Source organism: Lactiplantibacillus sp. ME-2 (assembly GCF_022549155.1).
Lineage (GTDB): Bacteria > Bacillota > Bacilli > Lactobacillales > Lactobacillaceae > Lactiplantibacillus > Lactiplantibacillus plantarum.
On the sequence record NZ_JAKZEQ010000010.1, the window covers coordinates 43694 to 62437 of the forward strand.

Genomic DNA, 18744 nt, shown 5'->3' on the forward strand with positions numbered 1-18744 from the left:
AGCTTAATCAACCTAGTCAAGAAAAGCAAGTCCGACCTAAGCTTTGACGTACGCCCGCCACGGCCGACCCAATACATACAAAAAAACCGCTAATCAAGCTCAGCTTGATCAGCGGTAAACCAATTACGAACTAAACATACTGTAAGACGCGCTCATCATTATAAGCAGCGTCAATCATACCGGAACCTAAGCATTCCTCACCGTTGTAGAAGACAACGGCCTGTCCAGGAGTAATCGCCCGAACTGGATCATCAAAAGTCACGGTAACTTCCGTGTGGTCATCATTAAAATGCACCGTCACACCAGAATCTTTTTGCCGGTAACGGAACTTTGCCGTCACGTGGAAGTCATTACCTAAGTCTTCATCAGTCACAAAGTGTAAATCGGACGCCTTTAAGTGGGTCGCGTACAGGTGCGGATTATGGTAGCCCTTGCCAACATACAGAATATTCTTCTTCAAATCTTTGCCGACCACGAACCATGGCTCGTTATCCTCGCCATCACCACCGATACCAAGTCCGCGGCGCTGGCCGATCGTGTAATACATCAGCCCGGCGTGCTCACCCTTCACCTGACCATCGAAAGTCATCATCTTACCGGGCGTTGCTGGTAAGTAATGGCCTAGGAATTCCTTGAAGTTCTTTTCGCCAATGAAGCAGATCCCAACGGAGTCCTTCTTCTTAGCTGTTGCCAAGCCCGCGTTTAAAGCAAGCTTCCGAACGTCAGGCTTCACCATTTCGCCAAGTGGGAACATCACCTTTTGTAAGGTCTTCGAATCCAGCTGACTTAAGAAATAAGTTTGGTCCTTGTTGCTGTCAACACCACGCAAAAGGTGCATCGTGCCATCTTCATCATGTTGTAACCGCGCGTAATGACCAGTGGCAATGTAATCCGCCCCTAAATCCATCGCGTAATCTAAAAACGCCTTAAACTTAATTTCTTTGTTGCAGATAACATCGGGGTTCGGTGTGCGGCCCTTCTTGTATTCGTCTAAGAAGTACGTGAAGACCCGGTCCCAATATTCCTTCTCGAAGTTAATCGAGTAATAAGGAATCCCAATTTTATCTGCCACTTTGGCAACATCTTTATAATCTTCGGTCGCGGTACAGACACCATTTTCGTCCGTATCGTCCCAATTCTTCATAAACACGCCCACCACGTCATAACCTTGCTGCTTCAAGAGCAACGCCACTACGGATGAATCAACACCACCACTCATGCCGACAACGACACGCGTGTTACTGTGATCAGTCATACTTTTCACCATCATTTCCAAAAGATTCTGGAGAATCCACGATTTGAAGGTCGTACAAGTCCAGTAAGTTCCATTATAACAAAGAAAACGCCGGCTGCAAGCCAGGCGTTCCCTGATTAGTCCGTCGTGAGGACATCCCGTTCAATAAAGTTAGCTAAAATATACCGTAATTGTTCAACAGCTTCCGGATGGGCGTCATTTTTGAAAATATTTGCCCGTTGGACACCATTGCCCGTTACCGTCGTCATCTTAAACCCAGTCAAATCCGCATTGACTGTCATCTTCAGCTTGAAAGCCGCTTGATAGGGTGAAGTGGGATCCAAGGAACGTTCAAAACTAAACGCGCCCGAGCGACCTTTCACAAAACCCAAATCCATCAACGTGTATTTCTTGACCGTTGGACTCAGCGTATACGTCTTAGTATCCCCATCTAGTTTAACCGTTGTTGTGTATGCCATCGTCACGCCCCCTGCTTTTTTAATAAGCGCTGCGTCGTCTTCGTCAGCACCGTTACAAACTGATCCAGATCAGCCTTAGTAGTATAGCGACCAAAGCTCAACCGAATCGACTCGCTGATCCGGGGAGAGTCTTCACCATACATTGCAATTAAAACGTGTGATGGTTCTAGGCTCCCCGCCGTACATGCGGAGCCCCCAGAAACTGCGACACCACCTAAGTCCAGGTTAGTTTGCATTGTATAGGTCGATACCCCTTTGATCCATAAGTTCAAAACGTGTTGCAAGTTATGCTCACCGAGGGACCCGTTGACTTCAAAATCAACTCCGTTAGCCGTTAACTGGTCAACGATGTATTGCTTGAACTCACGATACTTAGCCTGCCGGTGGGCTTTCTCAGCGGTCGTCAGTTCTTGCACGGCCGTGGCAAAGCCCGCGATTGCCGGGATATTTTCAGTACCGGCACGGCGCTTATCTTCCTGTTCGCCACCCTTGACAAAGCTAGGAAAGTTAATGCCATTGCGTCTGTACAAGAAGCCCAAGAATTTAGGCCCATTGATTTTATGTGCTGAGGTGGACAACATGTCAATATGATCCCGTTGCACATCAATATCCAACAACCCGTAGGCCTGCACTGCATCCGTATGGAACCATGCCTGGTGATCCTTTAACAATTCACCAGTTTCATGGATTGGCATCTGTGAACCAACTTCATTATTCCCGGTCATGATTGAGACGAGAATCGTATCAGGACGTAGTGCCGCCTTCAAATCATCCAGACTAATTTGTCCCTGTTCATTCACGGGTAAATAAGTAATCTCAAACCCATGTTCTGCCAAAAAAGCAGTCGATTTAAGAATCGCTTGATGTTCGATTGCCGTCGTAATAATATGCTTGCCTAAATGTTGGCGCGTCCACGCGGTCTGCATCACCGCCGTATTATCACTTTCTGTACCACCACTGGTAAAGATAATGTCATCGTCAGCTGAGTTAATGCTTTGGGCAATCACGTGCCGACTATCGTCTAAAACTTCACGGGCGGCCCGACCGAATGCGTGGGTGCTTGAGGCATTGCCAAACGTATTCGTCATTTGATCCGTCATCGTCTGAATAACGGACGCTGCCATTGGGGTCGTTGCCGCATTGTCTAGGTACACTTGCTTCATTACATCATACTTCCTTCTAAATAATTCTTAGTTATTAGCATCGCTGCGATACATCTGACTAATTTTGCGCCGCAAATAATGCAAGTAACATCGCTGCGGACTGCTTACCCGCTTCCAGGATAAATTCGTCAAAACTAACACCGGCATTTTCATCACCGACATCGGACATCGCGCGAATCACCACATATGGCGTCTGGAACTGGTGACAAGCTTGACCAATTGCGGCGCCCTCCATTTCACTAGATAGTGCTTCTGGAAAGTGTGCTAAAATCTTATCGGTAGCCGCCTTACCTGCGATAAATTGGTCACCGGAAACAATCAGTCCAGTCTTGGCATTCAAACCGGTTGCCTTGGCCGCCGCCATGATTTGCTTTACCCAATTGGCATCCGTTTCGTAGTATAGTGGCTGTTGTGGTAATTGGCCATATTCGTAGTCAAAGGCCGTCGCATCAACATCGTGATAAGCAGTTGCCTTAGCTACGACAACGTCACCGACATGCAAACCAGCGCCAATCCCACCTGCAGAACCAGAGTTGATGACAACGTCCACATCAAAGTTAGTAATCATTAAAGCCGTAGTCATACCAGCTTGCACTTTACCAATGCCTGATTGCACTAAGACAACTTCCTGCTGATCAATTGTCCCATCATAGAACGTAATATCCTTAATATTAACGATCTTTTCGTCTTGCAAAGCGTCCCGTAACGTTTTAAGTTCTTCTTCCATCGCACAAATAATTCCAAATTTCATGTGAGCCTAGCGCCTACTTTCTATGGTGTTAAAAATAAAATTAAAAAGACAATAATAATCCCAACGACTAGTCCAGCAATCGCCCAATTCAATTTGCGGGCTAGCCGTTTCGTCTTGGCTTCTTCAACAGCCCGGTTGTTCTCAGCAGCATACGCTTGTCTGGATGCACTGGGTTCAGCCGTTGGTGATTCTTGCTCCTGAGTATCGTGACCAGTTGGCTGGCTACGTTGTTGTCGATATTGCTGTCTGGTGAGTCGATCATCATCTGCCACTATGCTTCAACTCCTAACTCAGGGTGACTTTGCCAGTACCAAATCGCCATTACGGTTTTGGCATCCTGAATCTGACCAGTCTGAACTTGACTGACAGCCGTCGCGAGGTCCAGCTTGATGAGCCTAATTTGTTCGTCAGGGTCTTGTGGGAATGCCGTTGCAACCGCACTCAGACCGGTAGCAACGTACAACTTCATTAGTTCGTCCGTAAACCCGGGTGACGTGTAGAATTGGGCGACTGCTTCTAAGTGCTGAGCTGTCAATCGTGTTTCCTCATTTAATTCGCGGACGGCCGCCTGGTCCATGGTCTCACCGGGTTCGACCTTACCAGCTGGAATCTCGACGGTCAGCCCACCGGTTGCAGCGCGCCACTGTTGTTCAACAATCATTTTATGTTGCGCGGTAATCATCAGCATCGCGACGGCCGGCTGGTGTCGCACAATTTCACGTGTTGCCGTCGTTTGATCTGGTAAAGTGACTTCTTGTCGTTCGACCTGTACCAACCCGCCTTGATAAACCAACTGACGACTCTGAACCCGTTCCTCAAATGTCATTGATCAAGAACCCCTTTCAGTGTCTGCTCTCTCAATAAGGATACCGATTTTTTAGCTCGATTGCAATTTTCAACTGGGCGATTTCGGTAATTTTAACGAACCCGCAAAAAATGGGCTAACGAGCGACCAATTTGGCTCCTTAACCCATTTTTCCAATTCTTAAAATCAAGCGGACCAATTGACACTAATCGCCATTAGGCCTTTGCAAGGTTAGCGACGAAATCTTCATAAGCAACCTGCTCACCAGTTTCCGTTGCGGTAGCTGGGCTGTAGTCGCCCTGAAGCGCTTCTTCTAATGGCAAAGTCACGATCCGGACGAACGTCGCGTTACCGATCAATTCCATCCAGTATTCTTCATCGGCACCTTGGTGAACAACGGTTTTGACCATCCCACCAGGATTGGTGACGTGGATTTCTTGATTAAAATCGGTACTTTCTTGGTGTAATAACACGTACATCAATGAGGAAGCCGACATCGCAGTCCCACAAGCATTGGTAAAACCAACCCCGCGTTCAAACGTGCGTACAAAAATTGAATTTGGTCCTAAGACTTCCACAAAACTAACGTTGACGCCATCAGGGAAAATTTGGTTTTTACCATCATTCATCCATTCACCGATACGTCCTAATTCGGGGCCAACCAACGTATCATGGTCAACGAACGCAATCAAATGCGGATTAGGCACCGCCACAGCTGAGAATTTCAAGTCAGCAGACAGCGCTGGAATCTTTTCATTAATAATTGTCGTCGCATCGTTATTCGCATGCATGCCAAGTGTCTGCGCGTCGAAAGTTACGGGTGAAATTTCAACACTGTAAGCTGGGACGTGGGCCGCAAAATCAGCAACGGCCTGCACCTTTAAGTCCGCATACATCGTCTGAACCCGGAAGTCTTCCTGACTATTTTGCGTGCCCAAATAACGAGCAACGGTCCGTAGCCCATTACCGCACATGCTAGCTTCCGTCCCGTCCGCATTAATGACCCGCATCCGACCAAGTACTTGTGGATGTTCTGATTTATCAACAACCAACACGCCATCAGCGCCATCGTACAAACCTGCGCCGTCACGTTTACAAATGTTAATTGCCAATTGCTTCAAATCCGCATCCGATAACGGTGCTTGAAATTGTGTTTGATCCAATAAATAAAAATCGTTACCAGAACCGTGTACCTTGATCATTTTCACAGCCATCAACATCCTATCTATATAAAATCGACCTTAATTTAAACTACTTCATTATCATACTGACTTTTTCATGAAAATTCAATTGCAAAGGACCATTTCTCATAATAACCATTCAAAGTCCTGCGCAGCAACTGTAAATTCTTAATAGCTCTTAAATCTTGCATCTGAAAAACGCAATCAGTTTTTTACAGCTGTATCTCAATCATCCCGGTGTTCGGATTTACTGACTACTTGATAATCCCCACACGCCAGCACAAAAAAGTGCCACTAATCAGTCCCGTTCGACTGATTAGTGGCACTTTTCATAAGTTATCAAGACTCACGCTAAATCTAATTCAGATTAAGCTTCCAAACCAGTTGTTACTGATTCAGGGTAGTTTTCACGAACGATTGCGGCGCACCGTGCACATAACATCGGATAAGCCTCGTCACTGCCAACATCGGTCTTAACCATTCGGCAACGATCACAAACGTCACCGTCAGCATGGCCAACCTTGATGGCTAACGTGTCACCAAATGTTTCTGCGTCTGCAGGCGCGTCACTTAACGCGTGTAGATCTAATGCTGAAACCATCAACATCTGCCGAACATTGGTATTCAGATGATCTAAGAAGGCTTGCGTATCATCATCAACATACAAATCCAAGTGTGCTTCCAAGGATTTACCAATCAACTTAGCATCCCGGGCTTCTTCCAACGCCTTTAAGACGTTACTCCGAAGATCCATGAACCGCGTCCATTGAGCCATCAACTCGTCGCTGTTCGCATAATTTTGAACAGCTGGCATCTCAGCTAATTGCGCAAATTCTTCTGGTTCCTTCAAGAATGGCCAAATTTCTTCAGTCGTGTGTGGCAGCATTGGCGTGAAGAGCTTCGTCAAGGCAACCAAAACATCGTAGAAGACCGTTTGCATCGACCGCCGTGAATGGCTATCCTCGGCATCAATGTACATAATATCCTTGGCAATATCGAGATAGAAGTTTGATAAATCAACCGTCAAGAAGTTGATCAACTTCTTGTAGATATCCAAGAAATCATAATGATCGTAATGGTCCTTCGTCTCAGCTACGAATTCGTTCAACCGTGTTTCCATGTACTGGTCCACACTTGCTAAATCTTCATAAGCCACGCGGTTGGTCTTCGGATCAAAGTCTGCGGTGTTGCCTAACATGAAGCGTACCGTATTCCGGAACTTCTTGTAGGAATCGGCTACTTGCTTAAAGCTTTCCATTGAGACCCGAACGTCGGAACTGGTATCCACTGAAGCGACCCACATCCGAACGATTTCAGCACCCATCTGCTTAATAACATCAGCTGGCGCAATCGTGTTGCCCAGTGACTTACTCATCTTACGACCTTGATTATCCAACGTGAAACCTTGTGACAAGACTTGCTTGTATGGGGCATGTCCAGAAACAGCCACACTCGTAATCAAGCTTGAGTTGAACCAACCACGATATTGGTCAGAACCTTCAAGGTATAAGTCGGCTGGATAGTCGAGGTATGAGCGCTCTGCCAGGACACCTTGGTGTGATGAACCAGAGTCGAACCAAACATCCATAATATCGGTTTCCTTAGTAAAGGTACCGTTTGGTGAATGTTCATTGGTATAACCATCTGGCAATAGGTCCTTTGCGTCGCGTTCGAACCAAACATTCGAACCATACTTGCCAAATAAATCAGCTACGTGGTTAATCGTCACTTCGTCCATGATGGCAGTGCCATCTTCAGCATAGAAGATTGGAAGAGGTACACCCCAAACTCGTTGCCGTGAAATGACCCAGTCACCACGATCACGAATCATGTTGTAAAGACGCTTTTTACCCCACTCTGGGAAGAATTCAACGTCATCCATCGACTTAAGGATTTCATCACGCATATCACCAACGGAAGCAAACCACTGTGGCGTTGCCCGGAAGATAATCGGCTTCTTAGTCCGCCAGTCAAATGGATAGCTGTGTTCGTATGGCATATATTTCAGTAATAACCCAGCGGCCTTCAACTTGTCCAGTGCGATCTTGTTAGCGTCATCGTAGAAGACCCCCGCAAAATCATCACCAGCTTCAGCCGTTAAGAACCCTTTGTCATCTACGGGAGCAAAGATTGGCAGGTCGTATTGCTTACCGATCCGATAGTCATCTTCCCCATAACCAGGCGCAGTATGCACTAGCCCAGTCCCAGAATCAAGTGTGACAAAATCACCTAACATCGTTACTAAATGCCGACTATTGTCAAAAGGATGTTCGCACAAAATGTTTTCGAGTTCCGCACCCTTGACCGTTTTAAGCACTTGAACATCTTCCCAACCAAATCGTTCGGCATTTTCGTCCAACAATTCAGCCGCGAGCACAAACTTACGATTTTCACCAGCCGGTTGCACAACGACGTAATCAAAACTTGCATCGATTGTGATTCCTTCTGAAGCTGGAATCGTCCAAGGAGTTGTTGTCCAAACAACCATATAGGTATCATCATCTAAGACACCCTTACCATCAATGACATGTTCACCGTAGAAGGCGGATGGCGATGTCACATCATGATATTCCACTTCAGCTTCTGCCAAAGCCGATTCAGAAGACCATGACCAGAAGACAGGCTTTTGGCCCCGGTAGATCAAGTGACGTTTAGCAAACGCACCAAAGACCCGCACTTGAGCCGCTTCAAATTCTGGCTTTAACGTTAAGTATGGGTTGTCCCATTCACCAGCAACGCCTAAGCGCTTAAACTCATCACGTTGACGATCAACTTGTTCCAACGCGTATTTCCGACAAAGTTCTCGGAATTCATTGTCCGTCATCTTCTTGCGGTCATAACCGGCTTGCTTTAACTTCTGTTCGATTGGTAGCCCATGGGTATCCCAACCAGGAACGTAAGGTGCCCGAAACCCATTCATCGACTTATAGCGAACGATGAAATCCTTCGTGATCTTATTTAAGGCGTGCCCCATATGGATATCACCATTCGCGTATGGTGGGCCATCGTGTAAGATAAAGCTTGGCTTACCTTCATTCAATTTTTGCCGTTGTTCGTAGACTTTATTTTCAGCCCACACATTTTGCCGTTCAACTTCTTTGACCGGTAAGTTTCCACGCATTTTAAACTTGGTCTTACCGAGGTTTAACGTTTCTTTAACGCGCATATTCTCACTCCTTAAAATTTTTATCAAACAATCGCCATTGGATTTTTAGACACAAAAAAACTTCGTCCACCCAGGGACGAAGTTATCGTGGTACCACCCAATTTTAGAATTGTTTAAATTCTCTCTTAGCATGGTTAACGTCCATGGACCGGCCACCCTTACTCAATTCAGGATAGCATTCAGAGATGATCTGCAACTAACTAAGGGACGACTGCCTTTCCATTGCCGGCAGCTCTCTGGGCGTATTAGTTAATTGTTTGCTGTTCTCCTCAATACATTCAATTCGCTTCAATTGTGCCTGACGATCGCCTAATTAATTATTAGTGCTGTCATCATCAGGGAAAATAACCACCGTCTGTTGTTGGACTTGATCGCCACCGTCCGCAACGGGGGTCTCACCACTCGTTGCTTCCGTAATTTCAACGGTTGCTTCTGAGTTTACGCTCGCATCCCCCGAGTTGTCAAGGTTATCTTCCTTTAAAACGTGTTGAATTTCAGCATAATCAGCCGTATTCGTTTCGCTAAGTAGTTGATCCCAATCCTTGCTCTTAACCACTTCTAACTGCGATTCTAACATCACTTGCAAGCGTTGCCGGAAGACCCGCGTTTGTTTCTTCAAATCATCAGTTTCAACGGATAATCGTTTGGCCTTTTGAGAAGCTTCGTCAATCATTTGGTTTGACTTGTCAGTTGCTTCACTCACAATGTCAGACGCTTGTTTCTGAGCTTCGCGGGTGATAATGTCGGCTTCCTTCTTAGAGTTCGTCTTCACTTTATCAGCAGCTTCTTGAGCCACCAAGATAGATTGATTCAAGGAATCTTTCAATTCATTGAAATACTTCAACTTACCTTCACTCGAGTCCAACCGTTCTTGGAGGTCTTTATTTTGCTTCAAGGTAATTTGATAATCTTTGATAATTTGTTCTAGAAAATCATTAACCTCATCAATATTGTAACCACGCAGTTTCGTTGAAAACTCTTTGTTATGAATGTCATCAGGACTTAACACCATTAGAATTCCTCCAATATCTATTTACTATGAATAATATTTAATGTTATCCGCAGCCGCGCTTTTTTGGTCTCACCGCTAATTTCGGCAAGTCGGACACGACCGTAATGGTTCACACTCAGCATATCTAACAATGCTAACTCGTAATCAGCTTTCGGTAAGTCAGCCCAATTCAGCCGAACCTTAGCACCTTCGATCAATTCCTTGGCGTGATGCCGCGACAAGTTGAACGCCGCCTTAATGATACTATCCGCACGTAATGAACTAACCGTCGTAGTAACTGCCTCCCAGTCGTCTTCCGGTGTGATCACCGCCGACAATGGTACCGCTGTTAAGTGGACTTTCGTCTTACCAAAACGGTCGATTTGCTCCTCGAAATAGCTGGCCATCTCGGTTTCGCACACAAACTGCCATGTCGTTCCGTCAGTCACGATGTCACCAAAGACATCACGCTCGACGCCGGCATTGGCAAGCGTACCCAGAATTTGACCATGCTTTAAGGTGGCAAACTTCACGGGATAAACAATGTTAAACAGTGTGATTTGAAAATCGGCCACTTCAGGTTCGTAATACACCGGGTAAAATAAGATCCGTTGTAACTCAGCACCTTCAAAGCCACCGGATGCCCGCATCCGCACGTCGTCTAACTGGTTGACCAGCGTTTGCGCAATGTAGATTTGTCGCGGGTTCAAAAACGCAGTTAAGATTGGTCGGTACTGATCAGCTACTTGCCGTAGCCAACCAGTGACCTGTTCAATAAATGGGGCTTCACTATCGCGAAAATGTTGTTTTAAGTTATCATTCACGATACTATCCTCGTTATTTTAATTTAGTATATCAATAAAGTTATCAGATAAAATAGGCCACTTTCAGCTAATTGGAGCACTAACAGCGCAATGATCGGCGAAAAATCCAGTCCGGCAATTGCGGGAATAAAGCGCCGAAAAATACTGAGAAATGGTTCACAGATTTGACCTAAGAATTGGCCCACGCGAGTATTATAAGCTCCCGGGAACCATGACATCAAAATGTAAACCACAATGGCTAATTGGTACAGTTGAAACAACCGACTAATAATCGTCACTAACAGGCCACTCACTCCTTATAATTTGCTCGTATCAAACTGACTTGTCGTACTTCCGGAAACCTCGTAATTTTCAGGAATACAGAGGAAAATTTCATCACCGATCCGTTCGATCTCACCATTGATGGCAAAAACCGTCCCGGTCAAAAAATCCACAATCCGGCGTGCCATTTCATCATCGACGTGATCAAAATTAATGATTACAGCTTGATTTTTCAATAACTGCGTCGCAATTTCTTTCACGTCCGAATAAATTTTCGGTTCGAATAGGGCAATTTTGCTATTCACCGACTTGCCCCCTTGCATTGGAACTACCTTTGGCGTGCTCCGAGTATTGGTTGCAGATTCAGTGGGAGCCGCCGCTTGGGAAGCTTCGGTGGGTTCCTCATACTGACTGTCAGAATCACCAACACCAAAAAAGTTACTAATGAATCCGGCCATGTGCTTGCGCTCCCTTCACCGTTTTACTTACGCCGGCGCTTGAAGAATGGTGGTGTATCTAGCGAATCACCACTGTTATCATCCTTACTATCGTCAGCTTGTGAGTTGTCATTAAAGACATCAAAATCAGTTTTTTCAACATTGTTAAACTCTTGACCATTGTTGACTGGCCGTGAATTGTTCGGTTCGCGCCGAATATCCCAATTACCGAATGGGTCGTTAGCTTGGGACTCACTTGATTGGGCCGCTTCACTCGTCGCTGGCTGGTCAGTTGGCGTTGCGAACATGCCGCCTCGTTGCTGACTAGCTTCACTACGACTAGGCTGGCTGTCCATCTTGAGTTCGCGTTGCTTCTGATCGATACCAGTGGCAATCACGGTCACCCGGACTTCATCGCCAAGACTTTCATCGATCGAAGTCCCAAAGATAATGTTAACATCAGTCGTTGCCGCTTGGGAAACAATGTCAGAAGCAGCTTGGGCTTCATACAAGGACATGTCGGGGCCACCCGTGATGTTCAGCAAGACTTGTTCGGCACCATCGATTGAAACTTCCAATAATGGTGAAGAAATGGCTTGTTTAGTCGCGTCCGCCGTCCGGTTTTCACCACTAGCAGAGCCAATACCCATCAGAGCGGAACCTTGGTTTTGCATGACCGTCTTAACGTCGGCAAAGTCCAAGTTAACGTACCCTGGTGACGTGATTAAGTCAGAGATACCTTGAACCCCTTGACGTAACACATTATCAGCTTCTTGGAAGGCTTCCATCATTGGAGTCTTCTTATCAACGATTTCAAGCAAACGGTTGTTAGCAATAATGATCAACGTATCAACGTTGTCTTTCATCTGAGCAATTCCTTCAGCAGCGTTACGAGCACGCTTAGGACCTTCAAATGTAAATGGACGGGTGACAACACCCACTGTCAGCGCGCCGGAGTCCTTAGCAATTTTAGCCACAACTGGTGCCGCACCATTACCAGTACCGCCACCCATACCGGCCGTTACAAAGACCATATCTGAGCCTTGTAACGCTTCTGTCAAGGCCTCTTCACTTTCCTGCGCAGCCTTGGAACCAACATCAGGATTAGAACCTGCGCCTAATCCCCGCGTAAGCTTTGGTCCAAGTTGAATTTTAGTTTCGGCATTTGAAGTTTGTAATGCCTGCACATCAGTGTTGGCAACGATGAATTCGACGCCTTTAACATCTTCAGCAATCATCCGGTTAACGGCGTTACCACCACCGCCACCGACACCGATGACTTTAATATTAGCCCCTGAGTTCTGGGTTGAATCTAAAGAAAATTCCATGTTTTTTCCTCCGTCATTTCTATCCGATATTAATCAAAGAAGTGGTTGAAGAAGCCTTTGACCCGTTCAACAGTTCCCTTATGATCTGGATCAGCCTGTTCCTGTGGTGCTTGTGGCGCAGACTGTTTCTTAGTTGCTTTTTTAGGTTGTGCTGCGGGTTGGCTAGGTGCTGGTGTTGTATCAGCAAATTCCAACGCCACACTGGCACGAGTATCACCGGTAAGTGCACTCTTAACGAGTAACGTAACTTCACTCAAGGCCGCTTGATATTTGATGACCGCTAACGCCTCATCAAACGACGGATGCCTCAAGCCCATTTGATTAGGCGTAAAGACGCGAACTCGCGTTCCAAAACGTTGCGCCGCCAAATCAGTGATACCGGGTAATGCTGCCACCCCACCAGTTAAAACAATGCCCCCGGGGAGCTCGAGCGCCCGAATCTCATCCAAGTGCTGCTTGACCTTATCAAAGATCTGGTCTAGACGAGCCTCAATGATTTCTGCTAAGTATTGCTCACTTATTTGCTCCGGTGTACTTTGCCCAACAACATCAACTGGGAAAAGTTCATCATCCGAGGCCTGCTGAGCATCGGCATAGCCATAATCACGCTTTAACTTCTCGGCATTCTCGATCGATGTATTCAAAACGACCGAGATATCTTTGGTAATATACTGGCCGCCTTCTTGGTCAACGTAAGTATACTTCAATTGGTGATCATGTATAACTGCCGCAGTCGTTTGACCACCGCCCATGTCAATAATGATCGAACCAAAATCTTGTTCACCGTCATTCAGCACTAAGGAACTTAATGCCAAGGGCGCGATCACAATCTGTTCAATTTGCAGTCCAGCCTTTTCCAAAGCCTTCCGCGTATTGTGAATGATTGTTTTCGGACCAGTGAACAGGGTGCCGTGCATTTCAAGCCGGACCCCAACCATGCCACGTGGGTCCTTGATGCCATCAAAACCATCGACGACAAATTCATCGGGGATGACATCCAGTACTTCCCGCTCTGGCGGTAAACTCTGAACTAACGCAGCCGCCGCAACGTTTTGAACATCTTCATTATTAATTTCTTTGGACTCATCTGCCACGGCAATCATACCACGACAGCGTTCAATTTTAACCAGGTTAGCGGGAACTCCCGCAATCACCTTTTTTATTTCGATACTTGCTTTTTCTTCAGCTTGGCGTACTGCTGATCGAATCGTTTCGGCCGCCTTATCAATATCGACGATCACGCCACGACTTAAACCATTAGAACGTGCGCTTCCCACACCAATAACGTTCATTTGCCCTTTAACACGTTCAGCAACAATGACTTTTATTGAGGTGGTCCCTATATCAAGTCCGACATAAATTCCTGAATTATCCATAATAGAGGAACCTCCTAGTATTTTACATAAATATTCAAGGATTCGCTGACATATCCAGTTATTCCTTAGTTTACCATATCCTAAGCGCTTTTAAAAAGGTCACACTTAGCATTCTATCAATTATTCTGATTCTTGAACGGATAGGAGTATGCGCCCACCTCAAGATTGATGACACCCTTGGTTTTCATCTTCGCCACAATTCCCGGATAATAAGCCATCTTGCTAGCAAAAGTGCTAATTGTTGCGTACACTTCATTACCGTCATTCATGTAAAGATGAACCCGTTCGGGATTAGCCTTGTTCGGCGCAAACTTGATCTCAGAAATATTGTGTTTGACCGCCGATGGTAACTTAGCGTACTGTGCAATCATCGTTGCTAAGCGGTGACCGCTTTTAAAGTTGGCATAGATCGGTGAACCGCCACCGGGTTGAGAATAGGTCGCTTTCAAAATCAACCCATTTTCCAAAATTCGTCGATAGTGTTGACCAGTCGATAAGTAACCCGCGATGCGAATTTCTTTAACTGTCACCCGAACACTGTTCAATCCAACTAACTTAGTCGTGACCTTGCCGATTTGCGGCTGGGCACGTTCTGCGCGCTTAGTAGTCCGTTGATCATGACCAATCACGGACCATAAGGCAACTCCAGGGTTGATCTTAGTCGCCGTCTTGACCTGCGTAACAGACAATTGATCGTTACCATGTACGGTCACCGTCTGAACATGGCTCAGTGGTGAAATGAAGTAACCAGCCACACCAGCACCGATCAGAAAACAGCCCATCAAGATCACGACCCGTTTGAAAAGTAATCGGCGGCGCTGAGATTTGAGTTTCGGTAATTTATCGCCAATTCGCAGGCGTTTACCTGACCAACTATGGTGACTCTTTTGCGCTGCGCGATGATTCTCAGCCGCGTCTCGTTGAAACCGTTCCCAGGGTGTCAGCTGCTCGGGGTGCTCACGCTCCTTGGGCTTTTTATGAAAAATGGCCATCACACCCACCCTTTCACTCTAGTCTCTGTGCTACTTAATCACCGTTTCTAAAACGTGTAGTAACTGGTCGGCCGCATCAGGCATCCCCAGTTTTTTCGCATTAGCCGCCATCGTTTCACGATGCGTGGTACTTTGGAGAAGGCCATCTAATGCAGCTACCAAACTGTTTCCCGTCAAATCAGCTTCCTTAATCAGTTCAGCCGCCCCCGCATTCACGAGGCTTTGTGCATTCTTGGTCTGATGATCATTCGTAACGTATGGACTAGGGACTAGAATTGAAGGAATCCCTAAAGCCGTAATTTCCGCAATACTAGTTGCACCTGCTCGACCAAGAATAACCGCGACTTCTGGTAGAATTGCTGGCATATTTTTGATGTATGGTTCGATTTTAACATTCGGAGCTAGCGCTGTCGCTGACAAGCCATTCCGAATCTTTTCGTAGTGTACCTGGCCGGTGACGAACAAGGTCTGATAGTCACGTTTGTTCAGTTCAGGAATTGCCGCGACCGCTGCTGCGTTAATGCGCGCAGCACCCCGGCTCCCCCCAAAAATCAACGCCGTTGGAATGTCAGGATCCAGATCAAACTGCGCCAAAGCGCCACTTTTTTTAATATTAGCCACTTGTTGGGCTCGAGGATTCCCAGTCATCACAACTTTTTGAGCGGGAAATTGTGATCGCGCACTCTCAAATGAAATGGCGATTTTATCCACAAACCGACTTAGGAATTTGTTAGTGACACCAACAACTGAATTCTGTTCATGAATGACCGTTGGAATGTGCATCTGGCTCGCCGCGAAAACGACCGCACCACTCACGTAGCCCCCGGTTCCGACCACAACATCAGGTTTAAACGCCTTAATGTACTTACGCGCCGTAACCACGCTCTTTAAAAATAAATAGACTGTTTTAACATTTTGTAATGACAATGAACGCTTAAAGCCCTGGATCTTGATTGTTTTAAAATCGATCCCCCGTTCCGGCACAATGCGGCTCTCTAGTCCACGATGGGTTCCCACAAACTGAACTTGCGCTTCGGGATCATGTGCTTTTAAGGCATCGATCAGTGCCAGTGCGGGATAGATATGACCACCTGTCCCGCCGCCAGAAATCATTAATCGCATTAGTTTTCTTCCGCCTTTCCAGTTAACTGTTCGATTGCTTTAATAAATCGGTCGCCCCGCACTTCGAAGTTCGGGTACTGATCCCAACTGGCACAAGCCGGTGATAACATGATGATGTCACCAGCCTGACTATGTTGCCAAGCAATTGGCACCGCAGTCTCACAGTTGTCCGTAAACTCAATATCTTGAATACCAGCCAAACGCCCAGCGTCCGCCATTTTTTCAGCAGTCTCACCGAAGACGATTAACGTCTTGACATGCGCCTTTAATGCGGGAGCAAGCTTTTCAAACGTATTACCACGGTCCAAACCACCAGCAAGTAAAATGACCGGCTGATCAAAGCCCTTCAAGGCCATCTCGGTCGACACCAAGTTGGTTGCTTTGGAATCGTTGTAAAATTGCCGGTCCTGATACGTCTCGACATATTGAGTCCGGTGTCGAACACCCGTAAACGTCTTCAAGACTTGAACGATTCCTGCTGTTGGAACGGCTTGAAGTTTAGCAACGGCAATCGCTGCTAACGCATTTTCAACATTATGATCACCAGGAATCCGGATATCAGCAGCGTCCATGATGTACTCATCTTTAAAGTACAGCTTGCCGGCCTCTTCATAGGCGCCATCTTTCGTATTGGCTTGCCGTGAAAATGGCACGACGGTTGCTTGTGATTGCTTACTGAGTTGCCGCCATTCTTCACTATCCCAATTAATGACTAGATAATCATTAGCCGTTTGGTTCATGGTGATCCGCATCTTTGCCTTGACATAGTTCTCACGTGAGCCATGGTAATCCAAATGCGTCGAATAAATATTCGTAATCACCGCAATATGTGGGTGCAAAGTCCGAATACCACACAACATAAAACTCGAAAGCTCAGTCACCATTGTGTCGGCCGCCGTAGCCTTTTGTGCAATTGCTGAGGCCGGCACGCCAATATTGCCTGCTACGTAAGCTTTACCGGCATTTGTGCGTTGATTAAGCATCATCGTGATCATCGTCGTTGTCGTGGTTTTACCGTTCGTCCCCGTCACCCCAATCAACTCTCCCGCTAGGATTTGCGATGCAAGTTCAACTTCGGTAATAACTGGAATACCCTTTTCCTGAGCCCCACTCACAATTGGATTTGAGTATGGAATACCCGGGTTCTTGACAATAACTTTAAAATCTTCATCTAGTAGTGACAGCGGGTGACCACCCGTGATAACTTTGATTCCATCACTCAATAATTCCTGTGCATCCGGGTTCTCATCAAATTTCTTTTTATCATTAACGGTCACAAACGCACCTAATTTGTGGAGCAACCGTGCGGCATTGACCCCGCTCTTTGCTAATCCAAGAACCAAAACCTTTTGGTTACGATACTGCTCAACCGACTTCATAAACCAAGATCTCCCTATAATGTTTGTAGATGATACCTAAATTAACTTGTTATGTGGCTGATGCACCAACTCGTGGTCATCAGCAAATTATTCATGGTGAGCCAGTGACCAATTCCACGACATAATCTGCGGCAGACAACGCAACCATTTAAAGAACAATCGTTGCGTTGATAGGAATCAGTACTATTTACTTGGCGACCACCAATGAATAAAGTCATACCGCAAAGACCAATTATGTACAGCTAACTCGGACAAGAATGCCCGAGTTAGCAAACTGTGACTAAATAATCGTGGCAACACTGATTACGGCTGCCACTAAACCAATCGACCAAAAAACGATATCAATCTTCCACTCGCTCCAACCCTTCATCTCAAAGTGATGGTGAATTGGACTCATCAGAAAGATCCGTTTTCCCGTTAACTTGAACGAGGCGACTTGGAGGATAACTGAAGCCGTTTCAATGACAAAAATGATGCCAATCAAGAGGAGGGATAGTTCATGATGCAATAAGATCGATACTGCAGCTAAAGCACCACCGAGCGCTAATGATCCCATGTCACCCATAAAGATCTTGGCCGGTTTGTGATTATACACGAAGAAACCTAATAGTGACCCCACGACGGCCAAACAGAATAACATCACATTATACTGATTTTGAGCGTAAGCAATCACGGCATACGCACCAAAAGCAATCGTGGCCTGACCAGCGACTAATCCGTCCAACCCATCCGTTAAGTTGACGGCATTTGAGAAGCCCACTAACCAGATGATGGCGAAGAGCATGTACCAAATTCCCAGCGACCAGACCCCCAAGCCTGGAATTCTAAGTGCCATTGGCAAATGTTCATGTTGATAGACCAACGTTAAAATTACTGCCCCAATGACTTGACCAAGTAATTTTTGCCAAGCCTTTAAACCTTCGTTTTGTTTACGCCAAAGCTTGATACTATCATCCCAAAAACCAAGTGCACCGTATAAGACCAGGATAAACATCAAAATCCAGGTGGTTGGTTGTAGCTGATGTTGCCACCCACCGACCCATAACGTGGTGACTAAGATTGCGATAATGAACAGTAGGCCCCCCATAGTTGGCGTCCCAGATTTTTTCTCATGCCACTTAGGACCTTCCTCACGAATCATCTGTCCTTCTTTGCGGGCGCGGAAATACCGAATAAGTGACGGCATTAACGCAAACACAATAATAAAACCACTAATTAGGGTTGCACCCCACACTAATAAACTCACAACAATTCT

At 46.1% G+C, this 18744-nt stretch carries 18 protein-coding genes; all 18 read right to left on the bottom strand.

All coding sequences use genetic code 11. The features are described from left to right. Window positions 1-130: 130 nt before the first annotated feature. The 18 genes from mnmA to mraY all read right to left on the bottom strand — a co-directional run bounded on the left by mnmA (window position 131) and on the right by mraY (window position 18735). Window positions 131-1276 (bottom strand): tRNA 2-thiouridine(34) synthase MnmA, encoded by a 1146-nt coding sequence (mnmA, locus tag MMY95_RS05400; RefSeq protein WP_015640584.1) that lies wholly within the window; start codon window positions 1274-1276, stop codon window positions 131-133. Between the two features lie 95 nt (window positions 1277-1371). After that, on the bottom strand, window positions 1372-1713 hold the full coding sequence (locus tag MMY95_RS05405) for a DUF1831 domain-containing protein (protein ID WP_003640843.1): 342 nt from the start codon (window positions 1711-1713) through the stop codon (window positions 1372-1374). A 2-nt stretch (window positions 1714-1715) separates the two neighbouring features. Further along, window positions 1716-2876: a cysteine desulfurase family protein gene (locus MMY95_RS05410; RefSeq protein ID WP_104795802.1), complete on the bottom strand. Its 1161-nt coding sequence runs from the start codon at window positions 2874-2876 to the stop codon at window positions 1716-1718. Window positions 2877-2934: 58 nt separating this feature from the next. Next, window positions 2935-3627, bottom strand: coding sequence for a 5'-methylthioadenosine/adenosylhomocysteine nucleosidase (locus tag MMY95_RS05415; protein ID WP_003640845.1), 693 nt, complete (start codon window positions 3625-3627; stop codon window positions 2935-2937). 20 nt (window positions 3628-3647) lie between these two features. Then, window positions 3648-3899, bottom strand: a complete 252-nt coding sequence (locus tag MMY95_RS05420; RefSeq protein ID WP_003640846.1) for a hypothetical protein — start codon at window positions 3897-3899, stop codon at window positions 3648-3650. Further along, complete coding sequence (locus tag MMY95_RS05425; RefSeq protein WP_015825703.1) at window positions 3899-4453, bottom strand: NUDIX hydrolase; 555 nt, start codon at window positions 4451-4453, stop codon at window positions 3899-3901. The genes MMY95_RS05420 and MMY95_RS05425 overlap by 1 nt, the downstream gene beginning before the upstream one ends. Before the next feature lie 194 nt (window positions 4454-4647). Next, entirely contained in the window at window positions 4648-5646 is a 999-nt protein-coding gene (dapF, locus tag MMY95_RS05430) for a diaminopimelate epimerase (protein WP_053267806.1), read from the bottom strand. A 334-nt stretch (window positions 5647-5980) separates the two neighbouring features. Continuing rightward, complete coding sequence (ileS, locus tag MMY95_RS05435) at window positions 5981-8779, bottom strand: isoleucine--tRNA ligase (protein WP_003644608.1); 2799 nt, start codon at window positions 8777-8779, stop codon at window positions 5981-5983. 313 nt (window positions 8780-9092) lie between these two features. After that, window positions 9093-9791, bottom strand: coding sequence for a DivIVA domain-containing protein (locus MMY95_RS05440; protein ID WP_003640850.1), 699 nt, complete (start codon window positions 9789-9791; stop codon window positions 9093-9095). Window positions 9792-9808: 17 nt separating this feature from the next. Continuing rightward, window positions 9809-10594, bottom strand: a complete 786-nt coding sequence (locus tag MMY95_RS05445) for an RNA-binding protein (RefSeq protein ID WP_003640851.1) — start codon at window positions 10592-10594, stop codon at window positions 9809-9811. Between the two features lie 23 nt (window positions 10595-10617). Continuing rightward, the gene (locus tag MMY95_RS05450; RefSeq protein WP_003645935.1) at window positions 10618-10872 is read right to left on the bottom strand and encodes a YggT family protein; all 255 of its coding nucleotides are present in this window, start codon (window positions 10870-10872) and stop codon (window positions 10618-10620) included. Window positions 10873-10890: 18 nt separating this feature from the next. After that, entirely contained in the window at window positions 10891-11313 is a 423-nt protein-coding gene (sepF, locus tag MMY95_RS05455) for a cell division protein SepF (protein WP_003640853.1), read from the bottom strand. 23 nt (window positions 11314-11336) lie between these two features. After that, window positions 11337-12620: a cell division protein FtsZ gene (gene ftsZ, locus MMY95_RS05460; RefSeq protein WP_003640854.1), complete on the bottom strand. Its 1284-nt coding sequence runs from the start codon at window positions 12618-12620 to the stop codon at window positions 11337-11339. A 29-nt stretch (window positions 12621-12649) separates the two neighbouring features. Continuing rightward, complete coding sequence (gene ftsA, locus MMY95_RS05465) at window positions 12650-13996, bottom strand: cell division protein FtsA (protein ID WP_003640855.1); 1347 nt, start codon at window positions 13994-13996, stop codon at window positions 12650-12652. A 116-nt stretch (window positions 13997-14112) separates the two neighbouring features. Then, on the bottom strand, window positions 14113-14988 hold the full coding sequence (locus MMY95_RS05470) for a cell division protein FtsQ/DivIB (RefSeq protein ID WP_003640856.1): 876 nt from the start codon (window positions 14986-14988) through the stop codon (window positions 14113-14115). Between the two features lie 30 nt (window positions 14989-15018). Beyond that, window positions 15019-16110 (bottom strand): undecaprenyldiphospho-muramoylpentapeptide beta-N-acetylglucosaminyltransferase, encoded by a 1092-nt coding sequence (murG, locus tag MMY95_RS05475; RefSeq protein ID WP_241277534.1) that lies wholly within the window; start codon window positions 16108-16110, stop codon window positions 15019-15021. Then, window positions 16110-17489, bottom strand: a complete 1380-nt coding sequence (gene murD / locus MMY95_RS05480; protein WP_053267805.1) for a UDP-N-acetylmuramoyl-L-alanine--D-glutamate ligase — start codon at window positions 17487-17489, stop codon at window positions 16110-16112. The genes murG and murD overlap by 1 nt, the downstream gene beginning before the upstream one ends. Window positions 17490-17769: 280 nt before the next feature. After that, window positions 17770-18735, bottom strand: a complete 966-nt coding sequence (mraY, locus tag MMY95_RS05485; protein WP_003640859.1) for a phospho-N-acetylmuramoyl-pentapeptide-transferase — start codon at window positions 18733-18735, stop codon at window positions 17770-17772. Window positions 18736-18744 lie beyond the last annotated feature (9 nt).

Coding starts and splice junctions, on each gene's coding strand:
- MMY95_RS05405 (WP_003640843.1), bottom strand. CDS start 1,713: ATGGCATACACAACAACGGTTAAACTAGATGGGGATACTAAGACGTAT.
- MMY95_RS05410 (WP_104795802.1), bottom strand. CDS start 2,876: ATGAAGCAAGTGTACCTAGACAATGCGGCAACGACCCCAATGGCAGCG.
- MMY95_RS05415 (WP_003640845.1), bottom strand. CDS start 3,627: ATGAAATTTGGAATTATTTGTGCGATGGAAGAAGAACTTAAAACGTTA.
- MMY95_RS05425 (WP_015825703.1), bottom strand. CDS start 4,453: ATGACATTTGAGGAACGGGTTCAGAGTCGTCAGTTGGTTTATCAAGGC.
- dapF (WP_053267806.1), bottom strand. CDS start 5,646: ATGGCTGTGAAAATGATCAAGGTACACGGTTCTGGTAACGATTTTTAT.
- ileS (WP_003644608.1), bottom strand. CDS start 8,779: ATGCGCGTTAAAGAAACGTTAAACCTCGGTAAGACCAAGTTTAAAATG.
- MMY95_RS05440 (WP_003640850.1), bottom strand. CDS start 9,791: ATGGTGTTAAGTCCTGATGACATTCATAACAAAGAGTTTTCAACGAAA.
- sepF (WP_003640853.1), bottom strand. CDS start 11,313: ATGGCCGGATTCATTAGTAACTTTTTTGGTGTTGGTGATTCTGACAGT.
- ftsZ (WP_003640854.1), bottom strand. CDS start 12,620: ATGGAATTTTCTTTAGATTCAACCCAGAACTCAGGGGCTAATATTAAA.
- ftsA (WP_003640855.1), bottom strand. CDS start 13,996: ATGGATAATTCAGGAATTTATGTCGGACTTGATATAGGGACCACCTCA.
- MMY95_RS05470 (WP_003640856.1), bottom strand. CDS start 14,988: ATGGCCATTTTTCATAAAAAGCCCAAGGAGCGTGAGCACCCCGAGCAG.
- murG (WP_241277534.1), bottom strand. CDS start 16,110: ATGCGATTAATGATTTCTGGCGGCGGGACAGGTGGTCATATCTATCCC.
- murD (WP_053267805.1), bottom strand. CDS start 17,489: ATGAAGTCGGTTGAGCAGTATCGTAACCAAAAGGTTTTGGTTCTTGGA.